Raw genomic sequence first — 18,183 nt, forward strand, 5'->3', positions numbered from 1 at the left:
CGCAGAGACGCAAAGAAATTTGAATGAATAAAGGATGTAATAAATATTAACCCAATTATAAAACTTGGCGTCTTAGCGGCTTGGCGAGAGATTTTTTTCACGCAAAGAAAAGATCAATGACCGAAAATGAAATAGCTAAAATAATAGTCAATACTTGTTATGATGTTCATGTTGAACTTGGCTCCGGATTACTGGAATCAGTGTACGAGGAGATCTTGACTTATGAGCTATCTTCAAAGGGCTTGAAGGTTGAAAGGCAAAAAGCAATCCCTCTTATTTGGGGCGACAAAAAAATGGAAATTGGTTTTAGGGCTGACCTGATTGTAGAAAATAGAGTCATTATTGAATTAAAATCAGTTGAGTGTATTGCACCTGTTCATCCGAAACAAGTATTAACTTATTTGCGGATAACCGGATTAAAACTCGGATTACTGATAAATTTCAATGAGAAATTGATAAAAGACGGGATAACACGAATAGTAAACAAATTATAGAACTTGGCGTCTTTGCGGCTTTGCGAGAGAGTGTTTTCACGCAAAGGCGCAAAGGCGCAAAGAATAAAGAAAATGAACAAAGAATATTATTCACACGAAACAGCCGTGATCGATGAAGGAGCACAAATAGGTTCCGGAACAAAAATATGGCATTTTTCACATGTAATGCGATCTGCAAAAATTGGATCGGAATGTATTCTGGGGCAAAATGTATTTATTGGAAACAAGGTGCAACTCGGCAACAATGTTAAAGTACAGAATAATGTTTCGGTGTATGAAGGAGTAACCTGCGAAGACGACGTTTTTCTGGGGCCTTCAATGGTTTTTACCAATGTTATTAATCCGCGCAGTGCGGTTGAGCGAAAAGAGGAATTTAAACCCATATTGGTAAAAAAAGGTGCAACAATTGGCGCCAATGCCACTATAATTTGCGGAACTACATTGGGCGAATACTGTATGGTTGGTGCTGGTGCTGTTGTAACAAAAGATGTAAAGCCTTTTGCATTGGTAGCAGGGGTGCCAGCCAAACAAACGGGTTGGGTGAGCCGAAATGGAATTGTTCTGGGAGACGACTTAATTTGCCCGGAATCGGGAGAAAAGTATAATTTAGCAGGCGCAAATCTAGAAATAATAAAAAATGAATCATAAAGTAGATATTTTAAAGAAGATAGAACAAAAGAAACTGGTAGTTGGAATAATCGGATTAGGTTATGTCGGATTGCCTCTTGCGGTTGGTTTTGCAGAAGCTGGTGTTCATGTTTTAGGTTTCGACAAAAACGAACAAAAGGTAAATAAAATAAATAGCGGTGAAAATTACATCAAAGACGTCAGGGATGTGGCACTGCGTGAAGTTGTTGAAAGTGTAACATTTCATGCAACCACCGACTTTTCAGAGATGAATAAATGCGACGCACTTTTGATTTGTGTACCTACTCCGCTCGATCGCTTTAAAAAGCCGGACATGAGTTATATTCAATCTGCCTGCAAAGAAATTGGCAGACATATGAAACCGGGAACATTTATAAGCCTCGAAAGTACAACCTATCCAACAACTACCGAAGATTTCATGCTTCCGATCATTGAAAAGGAATCGGGATTAAAACATGGCGATGATTTCTGGCTGGCATATTCTCCCGAAAGAGTTGATCCAGGAAACAAAAATTTTGTAACGAAGAACACACCTAAAGTATTGGGAGCTTTAACAGAAGATGGCCTCGAAGTTGGACAGGCCGTATACAAATTTGCTATTGACAATATTCATCCTGTAAGTTCACCGCGGGTAGCTGAGATGGTGAAGATTCTTGAAAATACCTATCGTTTAATAAATATCAGTCTGATCAACGAGTTGGCACTTTTATCCGGGAAAATGGATATAAATATTTGGGAGGTTATTGATGCTGCGGCAACCAAACCTTTCGGATTTCAGGCCTTTTATCCGGGGCCGGGAGTTGGTGGACATTGTATTCCGCTCGATCCCTTTTACCTGGAGCACATTGCCAAAAAGTTTCAATTCGACCTCAGCATGATCCACACCGCGGGCCACATCAACATGCGGATGCCACATTACATGTATATAAAAATTGCCACTGCCTTAAACCGACAGAAGAAAGCTGTGAACGGAAGTAAAGTCCTGTTTTTAGGTGTGGCTTATAAACCAAATATCGACGATGAGCGCGAATCACCTGCTCTTGAAATTATTGATACGGTTATTCAGAAAGGTGGTGAAGTAAGTTATCACGATCCGTTTGTTACGGCCATAAAAACGGAAGAAAAAAATGAGCTGAAGTCGGTGGCGTTAACCGAAAAGACACTGGAAGAAGCCGATTGTGTGGTGATAACCACCAATCATTCTGTTTTCGATGCTGAATATATACAAGCGCACTCGAAGCTGGTGGTTGATATGCGGAATGTGATTAAAGAGGCATCGGAAAAAGTTTATAAGCTGTAAGAGCAAGCTCTCGCCAAGCCGCAAAGAAGAGGTTTTTGAAACGAATAAAATAATCCTTTGCGTCTTTGTGAGAGTTCACCCCGTTTTTTATTGGGCATAAGGAGGTAATGACAGATGAGATACCGAAACAAGTTCGGCATGACGTTTCAGGGAAATTACAGCATAAGTTAGGGACGTCACCCTGGACTTGTTTCAGGGTCTGAAAGAAAAATCTGTCATGGGCAGATATAAAACACTATTAAAAGAAATTGCATTAACAATGAAACGATTTGCATTAATTGGAGCCGGCGGATATGTTGCTGAACGGCACATGCGGGCCATTAAGGAAACTGGAAATAAGTTGATTTGTGCCTCAGATCGTTTTGATGTAATGGGGAGAATGGACAGCTATTTCCCCGATGCTGAGTTTTTTCTGGAACACGAAAATCTCGACCGGTTTATGGACGATCAACGCATGGCCGGAAAGCCTCTTGACTATGTGAGTATTTGTACGCCCAATTATATGCATCCTTCTCACATTCGTTTTGCGCTTCGGAACGGGGCTGATGCCATTTGTGAGAAGCCGATGGTTATTCATCCCGAAGAAATGCGTATTATAAAAGAGATTGAAGGGGAAACCGGCAAACGGGTTTTTACCGTTTTGCAGCTTCGTCATCATCCCGAAATCATCAAATTAAAAGAACAAATAGACAAAGCACCCGGCGACAAATTTTACAACATCGATCTTAATTACATTACTACGAGGGGAAAATGGTATTTCAAAAGCTGGAAAGGTGATGTCTCTAAATCCGGTGGAATTGCCACTAATATTGGTATTCATTTGTTCGATATGCTGATTTGGATTTTTGGAAGTGTTAAGGAGTGCAAAGTAAGTTTGTATGAACCCCATAAAGCAGCAGGAACCTTAAAATTAGAAAAAGCTGAGGTGAGCTGGCATTTAAGCCTCGATGAAGACGATCTGCCAAAATCAGTTTTAACGGTGGGTAAACGAACTTATCGTTCAATCAATATTGAAGGGAAAGAAGTGGAATTCAGCGATGGATTTACTGATTTGCATACCATTACCTATCAACATATTTTGGCGGGCCAGGGTTTTGGTATTGACGATGCCCGGGAGAGTATAGAATTGACAGAACAGATTCGTGGTTTTGGTAGTTAATAATTTCCATGCCGTGAGCGAAGGTAGATAAATCTTAAAGATTCACCGCCTCACCGCTGTAAACGCGGTCCCCTCCGCAGCCCCCTTTGTCGGCCAACATTAAAGCCTTACCCTGACATTTCCCCCAAATGGGGGAACCGAAGCGGAAGTTTTAATTTAAAGGCGGAGAAACTTTCGTGCTTCAGTCATATTTTAATCGGACTTTCACTGCCCCTCGTTTGCAACGAGGGGTTACTATTCAGTCGATTGTATCGACAATTATTTTTACCTTTAAAACAAAAATGCCCGCAGACAATTATTTTATCTCCGACCAAAACGCAAGTTACTTTTTAACCTTTACTGTTGTAGACTGGCTTGATGTTTTTACAAGAAAAGAGTATAAAGTTGTAATTGTTGATTCGCTCAATTACTGCATAAAAAACAAAGGCTTAACTGTTTTTGCATGGTGTTTACTATCGAATCATTTGCATCTGGTGTGTCGTGCTAAGGACGGAAATAGTATTAGTGCTATTATTCGTGATTTTAAAAAATTTACTTCTAAAGCTATTTTAAAAATGATTCAGGAAATTCCGGAAAGTCGGAGAGATTGGTTGCTGTATCATTTTGAATGTGCCGGAAGATTTGATAGCCGGATTCAGCACTATAAGTTTTGGCAGGAGACAAATCATGCCGTGCTGTTGGATACCTCAGAAAAGATTGATCAGCGTATAAACTATACACATGATAACCCGGTGAAAGCATTGATTGTAGCTCATCCGCATGAATATTTGTTTAGTTCGGCTGTTGATTATTCGGGAGCACAAGGTTTGGTCGAGATTGAACTTGATGTTTAAGCTGATGTCGTTTCAAACGACAATAATGTTACCCCTCGTTGCAAACGAGGGGTAGGGGAGTAAAAATGATTCAGGAGATTTCGGAAAGCAGGAAAGATTGGTTGCTGTATCATTTTGAATGTGCGGGAAGATTTGATAGCCGGGTTGAGCACTATAAATTTTGGCAGGAGACAAATCATGCAGTGCTGTTGGATACCTCAGAAAAGATTGATCAACGCATAAACTATACACATGATAACCCGGTGAAAACATTGATTGTAGCTTATCCGCATGAATAATTGTTTAGTTCGGCTGTTGATTATTTGGGAGCACAAGGTTTGGTCGAGATTGAACTTGATGTTTAAGCTGATGTCGTTTCAAACGACAATAATGTTACCCCTCGTTGCAAACGAGGGGTAGGGGAGACAAATCATGCAGTGCTGTTGGATACCTCAGAAAAGATTGATCAACGCATAAACTATACACATGATAACCCGGTGAAAGCATTGATTGTAGCTTATCCGCATGAATAATTGTTTAGTTCGGCTGTTGATTATTTGGGCGAGAAAGGTTTGGTTGAAGTTGAATTGGATGTTTAGGCTGGGGTCGTTGCAAACGACAGGATTATTAACCCCTCGTTGCAAACGAGGGGTAGGGGAGCAGAAGAAACCCCTCGAAGCACAAAAATGTTTTTTTGATACAAACGAGGGGTTTATTCCTGTTATGATTTCACCAAAATTCCTAATTTTTCAAGGTATTGAGCTTCATCTTCGGTGAAAATGAGTTTGCCCAGGCGTTTGATATCGGCAACGGCATCGGCCAGTTCGTCCATTTTTGCATTTCGGGCCTTGATGGTATATTGGGCATCGCCGCTTTCTTTTTCGCGGTTGGCACGCAGGTCGTCGAGGTTGTCTACATTTGTTTTGTATGTTGCTATGTTTTCACCTGAATGACCAAACGGAACCAGCTTTTCCATTACTTCGGGGTGTTTCTCCAGCTCGGCATAAAACTCTTTCGCTGCTTGCACAAAATCGGTATAACGTGCAACTTTGTTGTTATACAAGCCCAGTTTTAATGCTTCATGGGTATCGGGAGCATACCAATACTGCAGCGAGCGTGTGATTGTGTTGTAAATCTTACGGGCATCGTCAACTGCATTGTTAAAATCGATACGTGCTGCGTCGTATTCGGCGTGTTCGATTTTGTCCTGAGCAATAAGGTCGGTTGTTTCCTGATACAGTGTTTTGTTGGCCTGGTGTTTTGTTTCGTCGAAGCCAAAGGGGGCAAAACGTGTGCTGATTACTGTGTCGTCGGCAGCATTAAAAATTGCAATGCGACAATCTTCCATAAAATTGTTAATCGATTTTGATTTCATCGTTTTTAAATTTTGAAATTAATATTTGGCGGAAAGACCATGGATTGAAGGTTGATAAAGAGAAGTTATTCAATTGCATGGTGCATTTTCGCGTTAACGGGAAAAAAGTTACGGCAATTATTTGTTTTGCACAATAGTTGGTAATGTTAAATTGCGCATTTGTTTTATGTTATGTAAAAGGTTGACTTTTTGTTTGAAAAGACAGGTGTAAAAAAGGTGTTGAGGGATAAATAGCAGGTAGCCCGTGGCTGAATGTAGGTGCCCCAAATGAAAAAGGAGGTAGCCCGCGGTTAATTTGGGGTGCCCCGGATCAAAATAGAGGTACCCAAATAAAAAAGTACCCCGCCCAAATGGAAAAGGTGGTGCCCCGCAAGAAAAGTACTTGTCCCGTTTGGAAATGACATGCAGATTGACAAAAAGTAGGTGTGGTTTTTGATATTTTGGTAGTTGTTGTTGTTTCACCGCCTCGCTGCTGTATACGCGGACTCCTCCGAACCCCTTTGTCGTCTGCCCACTTGCCTTACGCCGACATTTCCTTCAAATAGAGGAAAGAATTTGGAAATATTTATTTACGGCGGAGAAATGTATATGGTTATGGCAACTCTGGATTACATTTCGGTTTAGTTTTGATTTTTATTGCTTAGCAAATAATAGCCACATGTGGTCAAATAATTCCGAAGCCAGGGTGTGGAAGCAATAAGTTGGAGTTGTTTCCGGGGTTTTAGTTTGAATTTTACTTCGTAGTTTGGGTTAACCAGGAAGTGAGTTTTATCCAATACTTCAAATCCATTATTTTTAAATGCAGCCTCAAACCGTTCAATAGAAATTCCTGTTTCCTTAATTTCAAGCAGTTCTTTTATCCTTGAAGCCGGTTCTTTGAATAACTTCAATACTCCTTTATAAAGCGGTACGGGTAGCAGATGAAAATAGGGCATTTTGGAAAGAATTCTGCTGTTACATATCTGCTGATGCCCGCCAAAAGGGTTTTGCCAGGGCGGAAATCCGAAAAACACAACACTTTTTTTGTGAAAGAAGCATTTAAAATATTCCATAAAATACTCCTGATCGGGAATGTGTTCAATCACATCGCGCAGAAAAATCACGTCGAATTACCCCAGATCATTGCGGTTGTAAATGTTGTTTGCAATAAGAGTAAGGTTCGTTAAATTTTTATGCGATGCGTAAAATTCATTTCCTTTATCAATTTTTACTCTCGACAAGTCAATTCCGGTAACCTTACAACCCATATCAACAAAAGGTAAAAGGTTACCTCCTTCACCACATCGGATTTCCAGAATCGTTGAATCAGGCCCGAGTTCAACATGTTGTCCAATGTATGGTATAACATGTTTTTTTGTGGTAAAAGCTTGCTCGTTAAAGTATTGCCACTTTTCCTTGTGTCTTTGTTGCATGCTCTTTGGGTTTGGGTAAAAGTCCTCCGTTGTTTTTGATTGTTATTCCCAGGTAAGCGAGTACGAGTAAAATAAAAACAAAAGAGCTGGCATACGATAATTTAGTTCCAAGAAAGTAGGATTGTGGTTCAAATTTAAACTCAATGGTGTGGTCTCCTGCAGGTATCGACATGGCTCTCAATACATAATTTGCCCTGAAGTAGGGAGCTTTCTCGCCATCGATGTACGCATCCCAGCCTTTGTCGTAAAAGATTTCTGAGAATACTGTAAGTTGTTCCGAGTCGGAACTGAAATTGTATTTTAAATAATTCGGATCACTAACCTCCAGCTGAATACTTCCGCTTTTTTGATAGGTTTTCCCCGATACGTCTTGCTCATATCGTTTATCTATTATTGCTTTGTTGGCTGGATTCAGACCTGCTAAAGCATCAATTTCAGCATCAGCATTTTCAACAATCTCATAGTTATTTACAAACCAGGCATTACCAAGTGTTGCCGGATCCTGCACCGGTGCTCCATTCGGATTAACGATCAGGTATTTGGTGTTTAGCATTTTTAACGCAGGAGTTGTATTAAACAGATTCCCAAATTTATCCGGGGCGAGTCCACTGTTTAATGTTCTGCTTATCTTCTGTATCTCAGGAGAAATATGGTACTCAATCAGTTCCTGGTAGCGTTTTAATTTCGCTGCATGGTATCCGCCTATCGATTTATGGAAATACGAAGTGGAGGCATCGGTAAACGGGTTCACAGTAAGGTTCAGCACACGGTAAGAAAGCGCATCATCCTGATGAATGAGCTTATCTGCTTCTGAAAGGGTATAAGGATTATTCATTTTGCGTTTGGCCACAAAGCTGTCGTTGTTCAGGTAGCGTTTGTTGGTAGGCCACATATCAGCCATAATTAAAACAATCCATAATGCCAGTGCATATTCTGCTTTGATTTTCTTTTTCCAGAAAGCCCATAAAACACCGGCTGCCAGGGCCACAAAAATAAATGTCCGGAAAGCGTCGGTTCGCACCACTATTTTTCGGTCGGCCTGCAAGGCATCTAACAGTTGTTCCGGCCAACCCGCTTGCAGGAGCCGGGCATCGGAAGCCGCAGTAAAATCACCTGCCAGTCCGGGTATAACTGTGAAAACGAGTGCTAAACCACCGGCAATGGCAAAAGAATAGAGCAGGGCCTTATTAAATACCTTATCCGAAACTTCGCGTTTATAAACTTTTGATACGGCCATTACGCCCATAAAAGCCATGGCAAACTGTTGAATGATAATGATATTTTTCACGTCGCGGAACTTATTGTAAAGCGGGAAGTAATCGATCATCAGGTTCGACAGTGCCGGGAAGTATTTACCCAGCGAGAGCGCAAAGGAAACCACAACAGTAGCTACGATCCACCATTTATCTTTTCCTTTAACGATAAACAATCCAAATACAAAAAGAAAACATAGCACCGCCCCAAAATAAAACGGGCCACCTGCAATGGGCTGACTTCCCCAATACAAAGGCAGGTTATTGGCTATGCGCATGGCGTTTTGTTTGTTTTGTCCGCGGGCCAGTAGCTCATATACCTGCGATTTCTCTCCCAGTGGTTCTGCCATGCTACCACCTTTTAGGCGTGGGATAAATGCCGTTAATGCTTCGCCCACATCATAACTATAATCCAGGATATAATCCCGATCCAGTCCATCCGATTTTTTGTGCAGATCGCTGGTCAATTCTGATTTTCCACGAATGCTTTCTTTACTGTATTCGTAAATTGGCCATAAAGTAGATATATTCATTCCGATGGCTAGGATTGCTGCTGTGGCCAAGATTCCTGAGCTTTTCAGAAAAGGTATTATCGCTTTTTCGCGTAAGGCATAAATAAAGTACACGATAACGATGATCAAAATCATTATACCAGCGTAATAGGTCATTTGCAGGTGGTTGGCTGCTATCATCCACGAAAGAGACAATGTACTTAAAAGTGCACCTGCAAGTCGTTTGTTCTTATACGCTAAAAACACGCCCGCTATAAGTAATGAAATATATGTAATTGTAAGGCTTTTACTGGTGTGTCCGGCTTCGAATACCACAAAAAAGAAAGAGGTAAAACCATAAGCCAAAGCTCCTGCCAGGCTAAGCCAGGGATTAACACCAAGAATGATGCACATTAAATAAAACAGACTCAGAAAAAGCAGGTGGTAGCTTACTGGGCGGGGAATCTTTAATACGAAGCCTATTATCTTTTTTGTAATATTTCCTTTGAAAACGGTAGAAATTAAATATCCGGGCATACCGCTAAACATGGCATCGGTCCATAAAGGTTCTTCTCCGGATTCTTTTCTAAAATCGGCCATTGATTTTGACATGCCTTTGTAATGCATAATGTCTGACTGCTGAACCACTTTGCCTTCATATACCGGGAGAAAATATATTGAGGTGGTTATAAACAGTAGTACAATTGGAATAATATAGTTGAACCATTTCTTTTTCATAAGAAGCGTATTTGATTGTAGAGCAAATATAACCAATGAATCTAGTATGACAATATTTTTTGATATTGAGAAAGTACTTTATAGAGTTCCATTTCGCTCGGTCTATTTAACATTGTCTGATTTTATGCCATTTGATCAAGTACTAACCTCGAAATAGTAATTTTGTTATAATCTGCTCAAATCATATTAACTATTATCTTTGTGCTACTTATTAAGATAATTGTCTATGAAAGTTGTAATATTAGCAGGTGGATTGGGATCCCGTTTATCAGAGGAAACTACTTTGAAACCTAAACCTATGGTGCAAATTGGTGGCAAACCCATACTTTGGCACATCATGAAAATTTATTCTTCTTATGGTTTTAATGAGTTTGTAATCCTTTTAGGATACAAAGGTTATATGATCAAGGAATATTTTGCCAATTACTACCGACATATGGCTGACATGACAATTGACATGGAGAATAATTCGATTGAATATCATAAAAATAAGGCTGAACCATGGAAAGTGACGTTGATTGATACCGGAATACATACGATGACAGGAGGAAGGATTAAACGAGTACAGCAATATATCGGCGATGAAACATTTATGCTTACATATGGTGATGGTGTTGCTGATGTCAATATTGCTGAACTAATTAAAAAGCACGAAGAACATGGAAAGGCAATAACAATGACTTCGGTGCAACCAGAAGGAAGGTTCGGAGCTATAATGATAGATGCAAATAATAAAGTTGAAAGGTTTCAGGAAAAACCAAAAGGTGATGGTTCCTGGATAAACGGAGGATTTTTTGTGTGTGAGCCAAAGGTGTTCGACTATATTATTGAAGGTGATAAAACTATATTCGAGCAGTCGCCTTTGGAAAACTTAGCAAGGGATGGTGAATTAATAGCCTACAAGCATAGTGGTTTTTGGAAACCAATGGATACATTACGTGATAAAACTCAATTGGAAGATTTAATTGAACAGGGTAAAGCCCCATGGGTTAAATGGTAATGAATGGAATAACAATGAAACAGCTTTTTAACGGAATATACAGAGACAGAAAAGTATTAATAACAGGTCATACAGGATTTAAAGGTTCATGGCTGAGCTTGTTGCTTAAAGAGCTGGGAGCCGAGGTTTTTGGTTACGCGCTTGAGCCACCAACCCATCCTAGTCTTTTCAAAGAAGCCAACCTGGATGAATTGGTAACTTCCAAAATTGCTGATATCCGGGAGTTGGCTGTTTTACAGGATTTCTTACAAAAGGTAGAGCCGGAGATCGTGATTCATATGGCAGCACAACCGTTGGTCAGAGAATCTTATAAAACACCGGTGGAAACCTATGCCGTCAATGTAATGGGAACTGTTAATTTGCTGGAAGCATGTCGGAATGTAACAGCGGTTAAGGCAATTGTAAATGTAACCACAGATAAATGTTACGAAAATAAAGAATGGCATTGGGGGTATCGTGAGAACGAACCAATGGGAGGCTACGATCCATATTCCAATAGTAAAGGATGTTCTGAACTTGTCACTTCTGCTTATCGAAATTCGTATTTTAATCCAAAATCTTATGAGAACCATGGAGTTGCAATTGCTACTGCAAGAGCCGGCAATGTAATAGGTGGTGGAGATTGGGCTGACGATCGGTTGATTCCTGATTTTATACGGGCCATTTCAAATGGTGAAAAGTTGATGATCAGAAGTCCCTACGCAATAAGGCCCTGGCAACATGTGCTTGAGCCATTGGCAGGTTATCTTAAACTTGCAGAAAAACTTTTTACAGAAGGTTCGAAATTTGCACAGGCCTGGAATTTAGGCCCAGATGATACAGATGCAAGAAATGTTGAGTGGATCACAGCGACTATCTGTAATTTATGGGGTGAAGATGCATCCTTTGCAATTGATAAGAATCCTCAACCGCATGAAGCCAATTATCTAAAATTGGATTGCTCAAAAGCAAAGTCGGAATTGGATTGGTATCCAAAATGGAATATCTATGAAACTTTGGAAAAGATAGTAACCTGGAATAAAGATTTTATTGCGGGGAAAGATATTCGCAAAGTAACCATCAATCAAATTAATGAATATTTTAATTCTTAATTCAATTTAGTTGGTTTAGAGAGAAGAGTTATAAATGAAAAGAGAAAAGAATAGAACCAGACATGGCAGATTTTAAACAATTACGAAAGGAAATTATAGCAAAAACGATAGAATATCACCAGGCACGCTTTGCAAAAAAGGAATTTATACCCGGGAAAACACGCGTTAATTATGCAGGAAGGGTATTTGATGAGGAAGAGATTTGTAATGCCGTGGAAGCTTCTCTCGACTTCTGGCTTACTGAAGGCAGATTCTCTGAAGAGTTTTCGGAAAAAATTGCAGAGTTTCTCGAAGTAGATCATGTGCTTCTTACCAACTCCGGTTCTTCGGCCAATCTTTTGGCTTTTTCAGCCCTGACTTCTGAAAAGTTAGGCGATAAAAGACTTAAGCCCGGAGATGAAGTAATAGCTGTTGCAGCTGGTTTTCCTGCCACTGTAACTCCGATCTTACAGTATGGTTTGATACCTGTATTTGTGGATGTGGATATTCCTACCTATAATATCGATGTAGAAATGATGCGTAATGCAATCACACCAAAAACACGCTGTATATTTTTAGCGCATACGCTTGGTAATCCTTTTAATATAGATGCTGTGATGCAACTGGCAGAGGAACATAACCTTTGGGTAATTGAGGACAATTGTGATGCCTTTGGTAGTGAGTATAAGGGTAAAAAAACGGGCACTTATGCTCATCTTTCAACAATTTCGTTCTATCCTGCGCATCATATCACAACAGGTGAAGGAGGTGCAATTTGTACAAACGATTCGCAGTTAGCATTATTAGTGCGTGCTTTTCGTGATTGGGGACGCGATTGCTATTGTGCCGGAGGCGAGAACAACACATGCGGAAAACGTTTCTCTCAACAATTTGGCCAACTCCCTTTTGGCTTCGACCATAAGTATGTTTATTCGGAAATAGGCTACAATCTGAAGATGACAGATATCCAGGCAGCCATTGGAGCTGCCCAGGTTGATAAGCTTCCTGGATTTTGCGATCGCCGTAAGGAGAATTTTCAAAATTGGACTAAGATCTTCGCAAAATATCCAGACTATTTCATTTTGCCAGAAGCTTCTGAAAACTCAGATCCTGCTTGGTTTGCTTTTATTGTTACATTAAAAGATGGTACGCCTTTTACGCGTGATGAACTCACTGGATGGTTAAATAAAAAACTTATAGAAACCCGTAATCTCTTTGCAGGAAATATGACTAAGCAACCGGGTTTTGTTGGTAAAAACTGGCGAATTGCTGACCATCTTAACGACACCGATTATATTATGAATAACACTTTCTTTCTTGGAACCTATCCTGGCTTAACAAGTGAGATGTTTGACTATGCTGAAGAGATGCTGGAGGAGTTTATAAAACAATATTAGAATGCTGGCAAAAAAGTATAAATCTGAAGTTGTCTCCATCGAAAATCCTTTTGAAGGCATATATACAGTTGAGTTTGCCTCTTTACGTGGGAAATACAAATTTCTTGCGGGTCAGTTTCTTCATATTGCTTTGGATGATGAATACGATGGTGCAGGACAATGGCCCGAATCGCGCTGTTTTTCAATGCAAAGCAGTCCCGGCGAAAAACATATTAAGATCACCTACGCAGTAAAAGGAGATTTTACTGGCCTTATGGAGAATGAATTAAAGGTTGGAGCTGAGGTGTGGTTAAAACTTCCTTATGGAGACCTCTTTCAGCAAAACCACAAGAAGACTAACACCGTATTTATAGCCGGAGGAACCGGAATTACTCCATTTCTCTCACTCTTTAATCATGAGTCCTTTTTGGAATACATCAATCCCAAAATTTACCTTGGTTTTCGTTCAAAAGAATTCAATATTTATGGAGAGGAGCTCAGTAATTTATGCGCATCGAATCCGGAGCTTAATATAATTTACCAAGATGAAGTTGGAATATTAAATATTGAAAAGATCTTCGAAGAGAATGGGACCGATGCTAATTATTTTATTTCAGGTCCTCCTGAGATGATCAAAGCGTTTAAGAACAATTTACTTTTATTTGGTGTTTCAGCCGAAAATGTACTAACTGATGATTGGGAATAACATGAATAAGCAAACGATTCTAATAACGGGGATCAATGGTTTTTTGGGGAGTCATTTGGCAAAAGCTTTACTTGAAAATTATAACATCATTGGACTCGAGATTAATTCCCAAAATTTGTTTAGGCTAAAAGGATTGAAGATAAGGGTTTATGAAGCGAATAAAGAAGGTATAAACAAACTTTTCTACGAAAACAAAATTAATGGTGTTATCCATACAGCCACTTTTTATGGTCGCCAGAATGAATCTATAAAAATCCTCGCAGAAGCCAATCTTTTTATTCCATTTGAAATATTGGATAATGCGATCCAAAACAACTGCAATTTTTTCATCAATACAGATACCGTTTTGGAGCGATTTGTTAGTACTTATGCACTCACAAAACGCCATTTTCAGGAATGGTTGTATCTGCGCCGTAACGAGATAAAGGTTGTAAACCTTCAGTTGGAACATTTCTTTGGCCCGGCTTGCAGTAATACAAACTTTATAACGTCAATGATCGAACGTCTTAAAAGAAATGAGGATGTTATCGAATTAACTCTAGGGGAACAACAACGCAATTTTGTCTATATCGATGACGTTGTTGCCGCATTCATTAAAATAGTCGAACGATTGCCTATCGTTACAGAAAACTATAATAGCTACCAGGTAGCAACGAATGAGCTTATTTCTATTAAGGAAATGATGGAATTCTTAAAAGAAAATGCTAAAAGTTCTACAAAATTAAATTTTGGAGCAATACCTTATCGGGAAAATGAGTTAATGGTTTCGCATATTGAAAATCAGGCATTACTTGAACTGGGCTGGATTCCTCAATATTCAATTAAAGAAGGATTATTAAAAACAATACAAGAATAAGGAATGAAATACTTGATTACCGGTGGTTGTGGTTTTATTGGAAGTAATTTAGCCGCGGAAGTTTTAAATCGTGGAGAAGAATTAGTTGTTTTAGATAATTTGTTTCGACATGGAAGTGGACAAAATCTGGAATGGCTCAAAAAAAAAGGGAATTTTATCTACTATCCTTTTGATATTCGTAATTATAACGATGTAGAGACAGTTGTTCAAAAGGAAAAACCGGATGTAGTTTTCCATTTGGCGGGGCAGGTAGCGATGACTACATCAATCAGTAATCCAAGACTCGATTTTGAAACCAATACTTTGGGAACTCATAACTTATTGGAAGCGATTAGAAGATATCAACCCAATGCAATGATCCTTTATTCTTCAACCAACAAAGTATACGGTGATTTTGATTACCTGACCTTTGACGAAACTGATACAAGGTATATTTGTAAAGAGTTTCCACACGGTTTTGATGAAAGCATTCAATTAAACTTCCACTCGCCTTATGGTTGTTCTAAAGGGGCTGCTGATCAATATTTGATGGACTATGCCCGCATTTATGGATTAAAAACAGTAGTTTTTCGTCATTCAAGTATGTACGGTGGTAATCAACATGCAACTTACGATCAAGGCTGGATTGGATGGTTTTGTCAAAAGGCCCTGGAGATAAAAAACGGAACAGCTGAAGAACCTTTTACCATTTCAGGAAACGGGAAACAAGTTAGAGATGTACTACATGCTGATGATGTTGTCAATCTTTATTTTGCATCTGTAAATCAGATTGATCAGATTAAAGGACAAGCTTTCAATATTGGAGGTGGGATTGATTATAGTTTGTCGCTATTAGAGTTATTCATGTTACTTGAAGATATTCTGGGAATAAAAATGACGTACAAGCAACTTCCCCCTCGTGAAAGCGACCAATTGGTATTTGTAGCGGATAACACTAAAATAACTAACCTAATTGGATGGAAGCCAAAGGTAGAAGCAAAGGGAGGTTTAATTAAAATGTTGGAATGGTTATCATAAATTATTTAAACTTATCACTAATAGAAAGTGAAATTATTAATTCAAATTACTTGATTTTTATCACATGAAATTATCTATACTACTTCCCACCTATAATCGAGAACCTTTTTTGATAAAAAATCTTGAAATGTTGACTGACTACATACGAAAAGGGCAGTTTCAGAGTGATATTGAATTGGTAATTTCAAATAATAAATCACCGGACAAAACAGAAATCAAGGTTAAAGAATTTATTAACGGGAACGGAGATATTCAGATCGAGTATTTTAATCAAGAAGAAAATATCGGGCTTGAAAAGAATGCTCTTTTTGTATTAGGAAAGGCAAAAGGTGAATTTGTTATGTACCTGGGCGATGATGATTATATCGAATATGAATATCTGAGGAATACTTTAAATTTCATTGATGAAAATCCAAATACTTCGGTTGTTATTCCGAGCTTTGTTCCAATTGATACAAATGGGATACAGATTGGAAAGGGGAGAGATGAAGAATTACCGAATAGTTATACTAAAGCAGGATTCAAAAATTGCTTAAAAAATTCATGGAGAGGGCATCAGTTAAGTGGATTGGTTCTAAAACGAAATGGACTTCTTGATGCATATGAAAAATATGAAGTACAAAATATTTATCCTTTTATATTCTTTGTTGCTTATTCTTCTCTTTACGGAGACACATTTCATTTGACTGAATTTCCTGTAAAAGTAATCCAGCCAGGACAAGAAAATAAAGACTGGAATTATGGGAAGGATGGACTATTAAACGAAGTTTTTGATAATTATAAGCGGCTTCCTTTAAATGGTATTCAAAAAGCCAGACTGCAACTGTTCTTTTATAAACGACAATCATGGAGGTTGTGGAATTATGGCCGAAACGGTTTTCAATCGCTCTTAAAAGCATATGTTAATATCTGGTTTTGTGATAATTCGATTACTTTTTTTAAGATTATTTTTCCAATTTTAGCCATATACCAGTATCTAAGCTGGAAAATAAAGAGTGCGTTCAGAGGATGACAACAATTCGAAAATCTTTGACTGCTGGTATAATATTTACAGGATTAGCCAAATACAGTGGTATAATTATTAATATTTTAATAGGTGCAATTCTTGCAAGGTTATTAACGCCTGTCGAATTTGGGATTGTTGCCATTGTTACTGTGTTTATTACATTCTTTAACTTGCTAAGTGATTTTGGGATAGGTCCGGCAATTGTCCAAAATAAAAGCTTAGATTCAAAAGATATTGAATCAGTTTTTATGTTTTCCATTGTATTGGGAATATTATTTGCACTGGTTTTTTTCTTTTCTTCCTCTCTGATTTCTCAGTTTTATAACGAACCCGAACTGAAACAAATTTCAAAGATATTAGCTTTGTCTGTTTTGTTCTTTTCTATACAGATTGTGCCAAAGGCTCTGGCACAGAAAAATTTAAAGTTTAAAGAGCTTGGTGTTGTTACAGTTGGAGTCCAGTTGTTTAGTGGTATATTGGCCATAATTTTGGCTTTTTACGGATTCAGTTATTATGCGCTGGTGTTTCAAAGTGTATCTGTTGGCTTTTTTACTTTAATCTCTTTTTATTGGTTAAATCCGGTAAAAGTTAAATGGAAAATCCGAAAAGCTTCGTTAAAGAAAATACTAGGATTTTCAACCTATCAATTTATGTTTAATTTTGTCAATTATTTTTCACGCAATGCCGATAATTTGTTAATTGGTAAATTCTTTAGTCCTGTATTGTTAGGGTTTTACGATAAGTCCTATCGTTTAATGATGATGCCGGTAGCGAATTTAACCAATGTAATAACTCCAGTTTTGCTTCCGGTACTTGCAAACCACCAGGATAATAAACAGTTGGTATATAACACCTATTTAAAGGTTATAAAGTTATTGGCATTAATAGGATTTCCTTTATCCGTTTTTCTATATTATAGCGCAGGAGAGATAATTACAATTATATACGGAGAACAGTGGTTGGCAAGTATTCCGGTTTTCAAGATATTGGCTTTAACTGTAGGCATTCAAATGGTTTTGTCGAGTTCCGGCTCCGTATTGCAAGCGGTTAACAGGGCTGATTTACTTTTTGTATCAGGATTAATAAGTTCAGTAGTAATGCTAATGGGTATTTCTTATGGTATCTTTATTGGTAAAAGTCTGGAATCGGTCGGATATGGACTGATAGTTGCATTTAGTATCAACTTCTTTCAAGGATTTTATTTTTTAATTTATCGGGCATTAAAATTATCATTGTTTAGCTTCTTCAAGGTTTTTCTTTTTCCCTTGTTTCTGGCACTGGGGATGATAGTATCTTTAGAATTATTGTCTTTTGCAGTTGTTCAGAATATTTATCTTTCTTTGTTTTTTAAAATAGTTGTAGGAGGATTTACCTTTGTACTACTGTTTATAAGCAAAAAAGAGAATCGAAGATGGATTATTGAACAATTAAAGAGAAGGATTTTATCAAAGTTTTTTAAATGATTGTTTG

At 38.4% G+C, this 18,183-nt stretch carries 18 protein-coding genes; 14 read left to right on the forward strand and 4 right to left on the reverse strand.

Features of this window, described 5'->3' with window-relative positions:
- Positions 1–116: 116 nt before the first annotated feature.
- The 6 genes from G0Q07_RS02700 to G0Q07_RS02725 all read left to right on the forward strand — a co-directional run bounded on the left by G0Q07_RS02700 (position 117) and on the right by G0Q07_RS02725 (position 4,712).
- Entirely contained in the window at positions 117–494 is a 378-nt protein-coding gene (locus G0Q07_RS02700) for a GxxExxY protein (protein ID WP_163344635.1), read from the forward strand.
- A 72-nt stretch (positions 495–566) separates the two neighbouring features.
- Positions 567–1,142: an acyltransferase gene (locus tag G0Q07_RS02705; RefSeq protein WP_163344636.1), complete on the forward strand. Its 576-nt coding sequence runs from the start codon at positions 567–569 to the stop codon at positions 1,140–1,142.
- Entirely contained in the window at positions 1,132–2,442 is a 1,311-nt protein-coding gene (locus G0Q07_RS02710; protein WP_163344637.1) for a nucleotide sugar dehydrogenase, read from the forward strand. The genes G0Q07_RS02705 and G0Q07_RS02710 overlap by 11 nt, the downstream gene beginning before the upstream one ends.
- 217 nt (positions 2,443–2,659) lie before the next feature.
- Positions 2,660–3,601, forward strand: coding sequence for a Gfo/Idh/MocA family protein (locus G0Q07_RS02715; RefSeq protein ID WP_203532656.1), 942 nt, complete (start codon positions 2,660–2,662; stop codon positions 3,599–3,601).
- Positions 3,602–3,819: 218 nt separating this feature from the next.
- Positions 3,820–4,434 (forward strand): REP-associated tyrosine transposase, encoded by a 615-nt coding sequence (locus G0Q07_RS02720; RefSeq protein ID WP_246222974.1) that lies wholly within the window; start codon positions 3,820–3,822, stop codon positions 4,432–4,434.
- Positions 4,435–4,499: 65 nt separating this feature from the next.
- Positions 4,500–4,712, forward strand: coding sequence for a hypothetical protein (locus tag G0Q07_RS02725; RefSeq protein ID WP_163344638.1), 213 nt, complete (start codon positions 4,500–4,502; stop codon positions 4,710–4,712).
- A gap of 422 nt (positions 4,713–5,134) precedes the next feature.
- Here the strand turns inward: G0Q07_RS02725 and G0Q07_RS02730 are convergent, their stop codons facing one another.
- The 4 genes from G0Q07_RS02730 to G0Q07_RS02740 form a co-directional block, all read right to left on the reverse strand.
- Positions 5,135–5,788 (reverse strand): hypothetical protein, encoded by a 654-nt coding sequence (locus tag G0Q07_RS02730; protein WP_163344639.1) that lies wholly within the window; start codon positions 5,786–5,788, stop codon positions 5,135–5,137.
- Positions 5,789–6,408: 620 nt separating this feature from the next.
- The gene (locus tag G0Q07_RS20190; RefSeq protein ID WP_203532657.1) at positions 6,409–6,891 is read right to left on the reverse strand and encodes a hypothetical protein; all 483 of its coding nucleotides are present in this window, start codon (positions 6,889–6,891) and stop codon (positions 6,409–6,411) included.
- Between the two features lie 6 nt (positions 6,892–6,897).
- Positions 6,898–7,200 (reverse strand): methyltransferase domain-containing protein, encoded by a 303-nt coding sequence (locus G0Q07_RS20195; RefSeq protein ID WP_203532658.1) that lies wholly within the window; start codon positions 7,198–7,200, stop codon positions 6,898–6,900.
- The gene (locus G0Q07_RS02740; RefSeq protein WP_163344640.1) at positions 7,163–9,682 is read right to left on the reverse strand and encodes a YfhO family protein; all 2,520 of its coding nucleotides are present in this window, start codon (positions 9,680–9,682) and stop codon (positions 7,163–7,165) included. The genes G0Q07_RS20195 and G0Q07_RS02740 overlap by 38 nt, the downstream gene beginning before the upstream one ends.
- 226 nt (positions 9,683–9,908) lie before the next feature.
- Here G0Q07_RS02740 and rfbF point away from each other — a divergent pair, with 226 nt between their 5' ends.
- The 8 genes from rfbF (at position 9,909) to G0Q07_RS02780 (ending at position 18,176) form a co-directional block, all read left to right on the forward strand.
- Positions 9,909–10,682 (forward strand): glucose-1-phosphate cytidylyltransferase, encoded by a 774-nt coding sequence (rfbF, locus tag G0Q07_RS02745; protein WP_163344641.1) that lies wholly within the window; start codon positions 9,909–9,911, stop codon positions 10,680–10,682.
- Positions 10,682–11,773, forward strand: coding sequence for a CDP-glucose 4,6-dehydratase (gene rfbG, locus G0Q07_RS02750; protein WP_163344642.1), 1,092 nt, complete (start codon positions 10,682–10,684; stop codon positions 11,771–11,773). The genes rfbF and rfbG overlap by 1 nt, the downstream gene beginning before the upstream one ends.
- Positions 11,774–11,835: 62 nt before the next feature.
- Complete coding sequence (gene rfbH, locus G0Q07_RS02755; RefSeq protein ID WP_163344643.1) at positions 11,836–13,149, forward strand: lipopolysaccharide biosynthesis protein RfbH; 1,314 nt, start codon at positions 11,836–11,838, stop codon at positions 13,147–13,149.
- 1 nt (position 13,150) lies between these two features.
- A complete protein-coding gene (locus G0Q07_RS02760) occupies positions 13,151–13,834 on the forward strand; it encodes an FAD-dependent oxidoreductase (protein ID WP_163344644.1) in 684 nt (227 codons plus the stop codon).
- On the forward strand, positions 13,821–14,690 hold the full coding sequence (locus tag G0Q07_RS02765; protein WP_163344645.1) for an NAD-dependent epimerase/dehydratase family protein: 870 nt from the start codon (positions 13,821–13,823) through the stop codon (positions 14,688–14,690). Before G0Q07_RS02760 ends, G0Q07_RS02765 begins: the two co-directional genes overlap by 14 nt.
- A 3-nt stretch (positions 14,691–14,693) precedes the next feature.
- Positions 14,694–15,707 (forward strand): GDP-mannose 4,6-dehydratase, encoded by a 1,014-nt coding sequence (locus G0Q07_RS02770; protein WP_163344646.1) that lies wholly within the window; start codon positions 14,694–14,696, stop codon positions 15,705–15,707.
- 64 nt (positions 15,708–15,771) lie between these two features.
- Positions 15,772–16,719 carry a glycosyltransferase family 2 protein gene (locus tag G0Q07_RS02775; RefSeq protein WP_163344647.1) on the forward strand — a complete coding sequence of 316 codons (948 nt, stop codon included), beginning with the start codon at positions 15,772–15,774 and terminating at the stop codon, positions 16,717–16,719.
- Complete coding sequence (locus G0Q07_RS02780) at positions 16,716–18,176, forward strand: lipopolysaccharide biosynthesis protein (RefSeq protein ID WP_163344648.1); 1,461 nt, start codon at positions 16,716–16,718, stop codon at positions 18,174–18,176. The genes G0Q07_RS02775 and G0Q07_RS02780 overlap by 4 nt, the downstream gene beginning before the upstream one ends.
- Positions 18,177–18,183: the final 7 nt, after the last annotated feature.

Source organism: Draconibacterium halophilum (genome assembly GCF_010448835.1).
Lineage (GTDB): Bacteria > Bacteroidota > Bacteroidia > Bacteroidales > Prolixibacteraceae > Draconibacterium > Draconibacterium halophilum.

Excerpts from the sequence above, each read along its gene's own strand:
- G0Q07_RS02700 (WP_163344635.1), top strand. The coding sequence starts at position 117 with ATGACCGAAAATGAAATAGCTAAAATAATAGTCAATACTTGTTATGAT.
- G0Q07_RS02705 (WP_163344636.1), top strand. The coding sequence starts at position 567 with ATGAACAAAGAATATTATTCACACGAAACAGCCGTGATCGATGAAGGA.
- G0Q07_RS02710 (WP_163344637.1), top strand. The coding sequence starts at position 1,132 with ATGAATCATAAAGTAGATATTTTAAAGAAGATAGAACAAAAGAAACTG.
- G0Q07_RS02715 (WP_203532656.1), top strand. The coding sequence starts at position 2,660 with ATGGGCAGATATAAAACACTATTAAAAGAAATTGCATTAACAATGAAA.
- G0Q07_RS02725 (WP_163344638.1), top strand. The coding sequence starts at position 4,500 with ATGATTCAGGAGATTTCGGAAAGCAGGAAAGATTGGTTGCTGTATCAT.
- G0Q07_RS02730 (WP_163344639.1), bottom strand. The coding sequence starts at position 5,788 with ATGAAATCAAAATCGATTAACAATTTTATGGAAGATTGTCGCATTGCA.
- G0Q07_RS20195 (WP_203532658.1), bottom strand. The coding sequence starts at position 7,200 with ATGCAACAAAGACACAAGGAAAAGTGGCAATACTTTAACGAGCAAGCT.
- G0Q07_RS02740 (WP_163344640.1), bottom strand. The coding sequence starts at position 9,682 with ATGAAAAAGAAATGGTTCAACTATATTATTCCAATTGTACTACTGTTT.
- rfbF (WP_163344641.1), top strand. The coding sequence starts at position 9,909 with ATGAAAGTTGTAATATTAGCAGGTGGATTGGGATCCCGTTTATCAGAG.
- rfbG (WP_163344642.1), top strand. The coding sequence starts at position 10,682 with ATGAATGGAATAACAATGAAACAGCTTTTTAACGGAATATACAGAGAC.
- rfbH (WP_163344643.1), top strand. The coding sequence starts at position 11,836 with ATGGCAGATTTTAAACAATTACGAAAGGAAATTATAGCAAAAACGATA.
- G0Q07_RS02760 (WP_163344644.1), top strand. The coding sequence starts at position 13,151 with ATGCTGGCAAAAAAGTATAAATCTGAAGTTGTCTCCATCGAAAATCCT.
- G0Q07_RS02765 (WP_163344645.1), top strand. The coding sequence starts at position 13,821 with ATGATTGGGAATAACATGAATAAGCAAACGATTCTAATAACGGGGATC.
- G0Q07_RS02770 (WP_163344646.1), top strand. The coding sequence starts at position 14,694 with ATGAAATACTTGATTACCGGTGGTTGTGGTTTTATTGGAAGTAATTTA.
- G0Q07_RS02775 (WP_163344647.1), top strand. The coding sequence starts at position 15,772 with ATGAAATTATCTATACTACTTCCCACCTATAATCGAGAACCTTTTTTG.
- G0Q07_RS02780 (WP_163344648.1), top strand. The coding sequence starts at position 16,716 with ATGACAACAATTCGAAAATCTTTGACTGCTGGTATAATATTTACAGGA.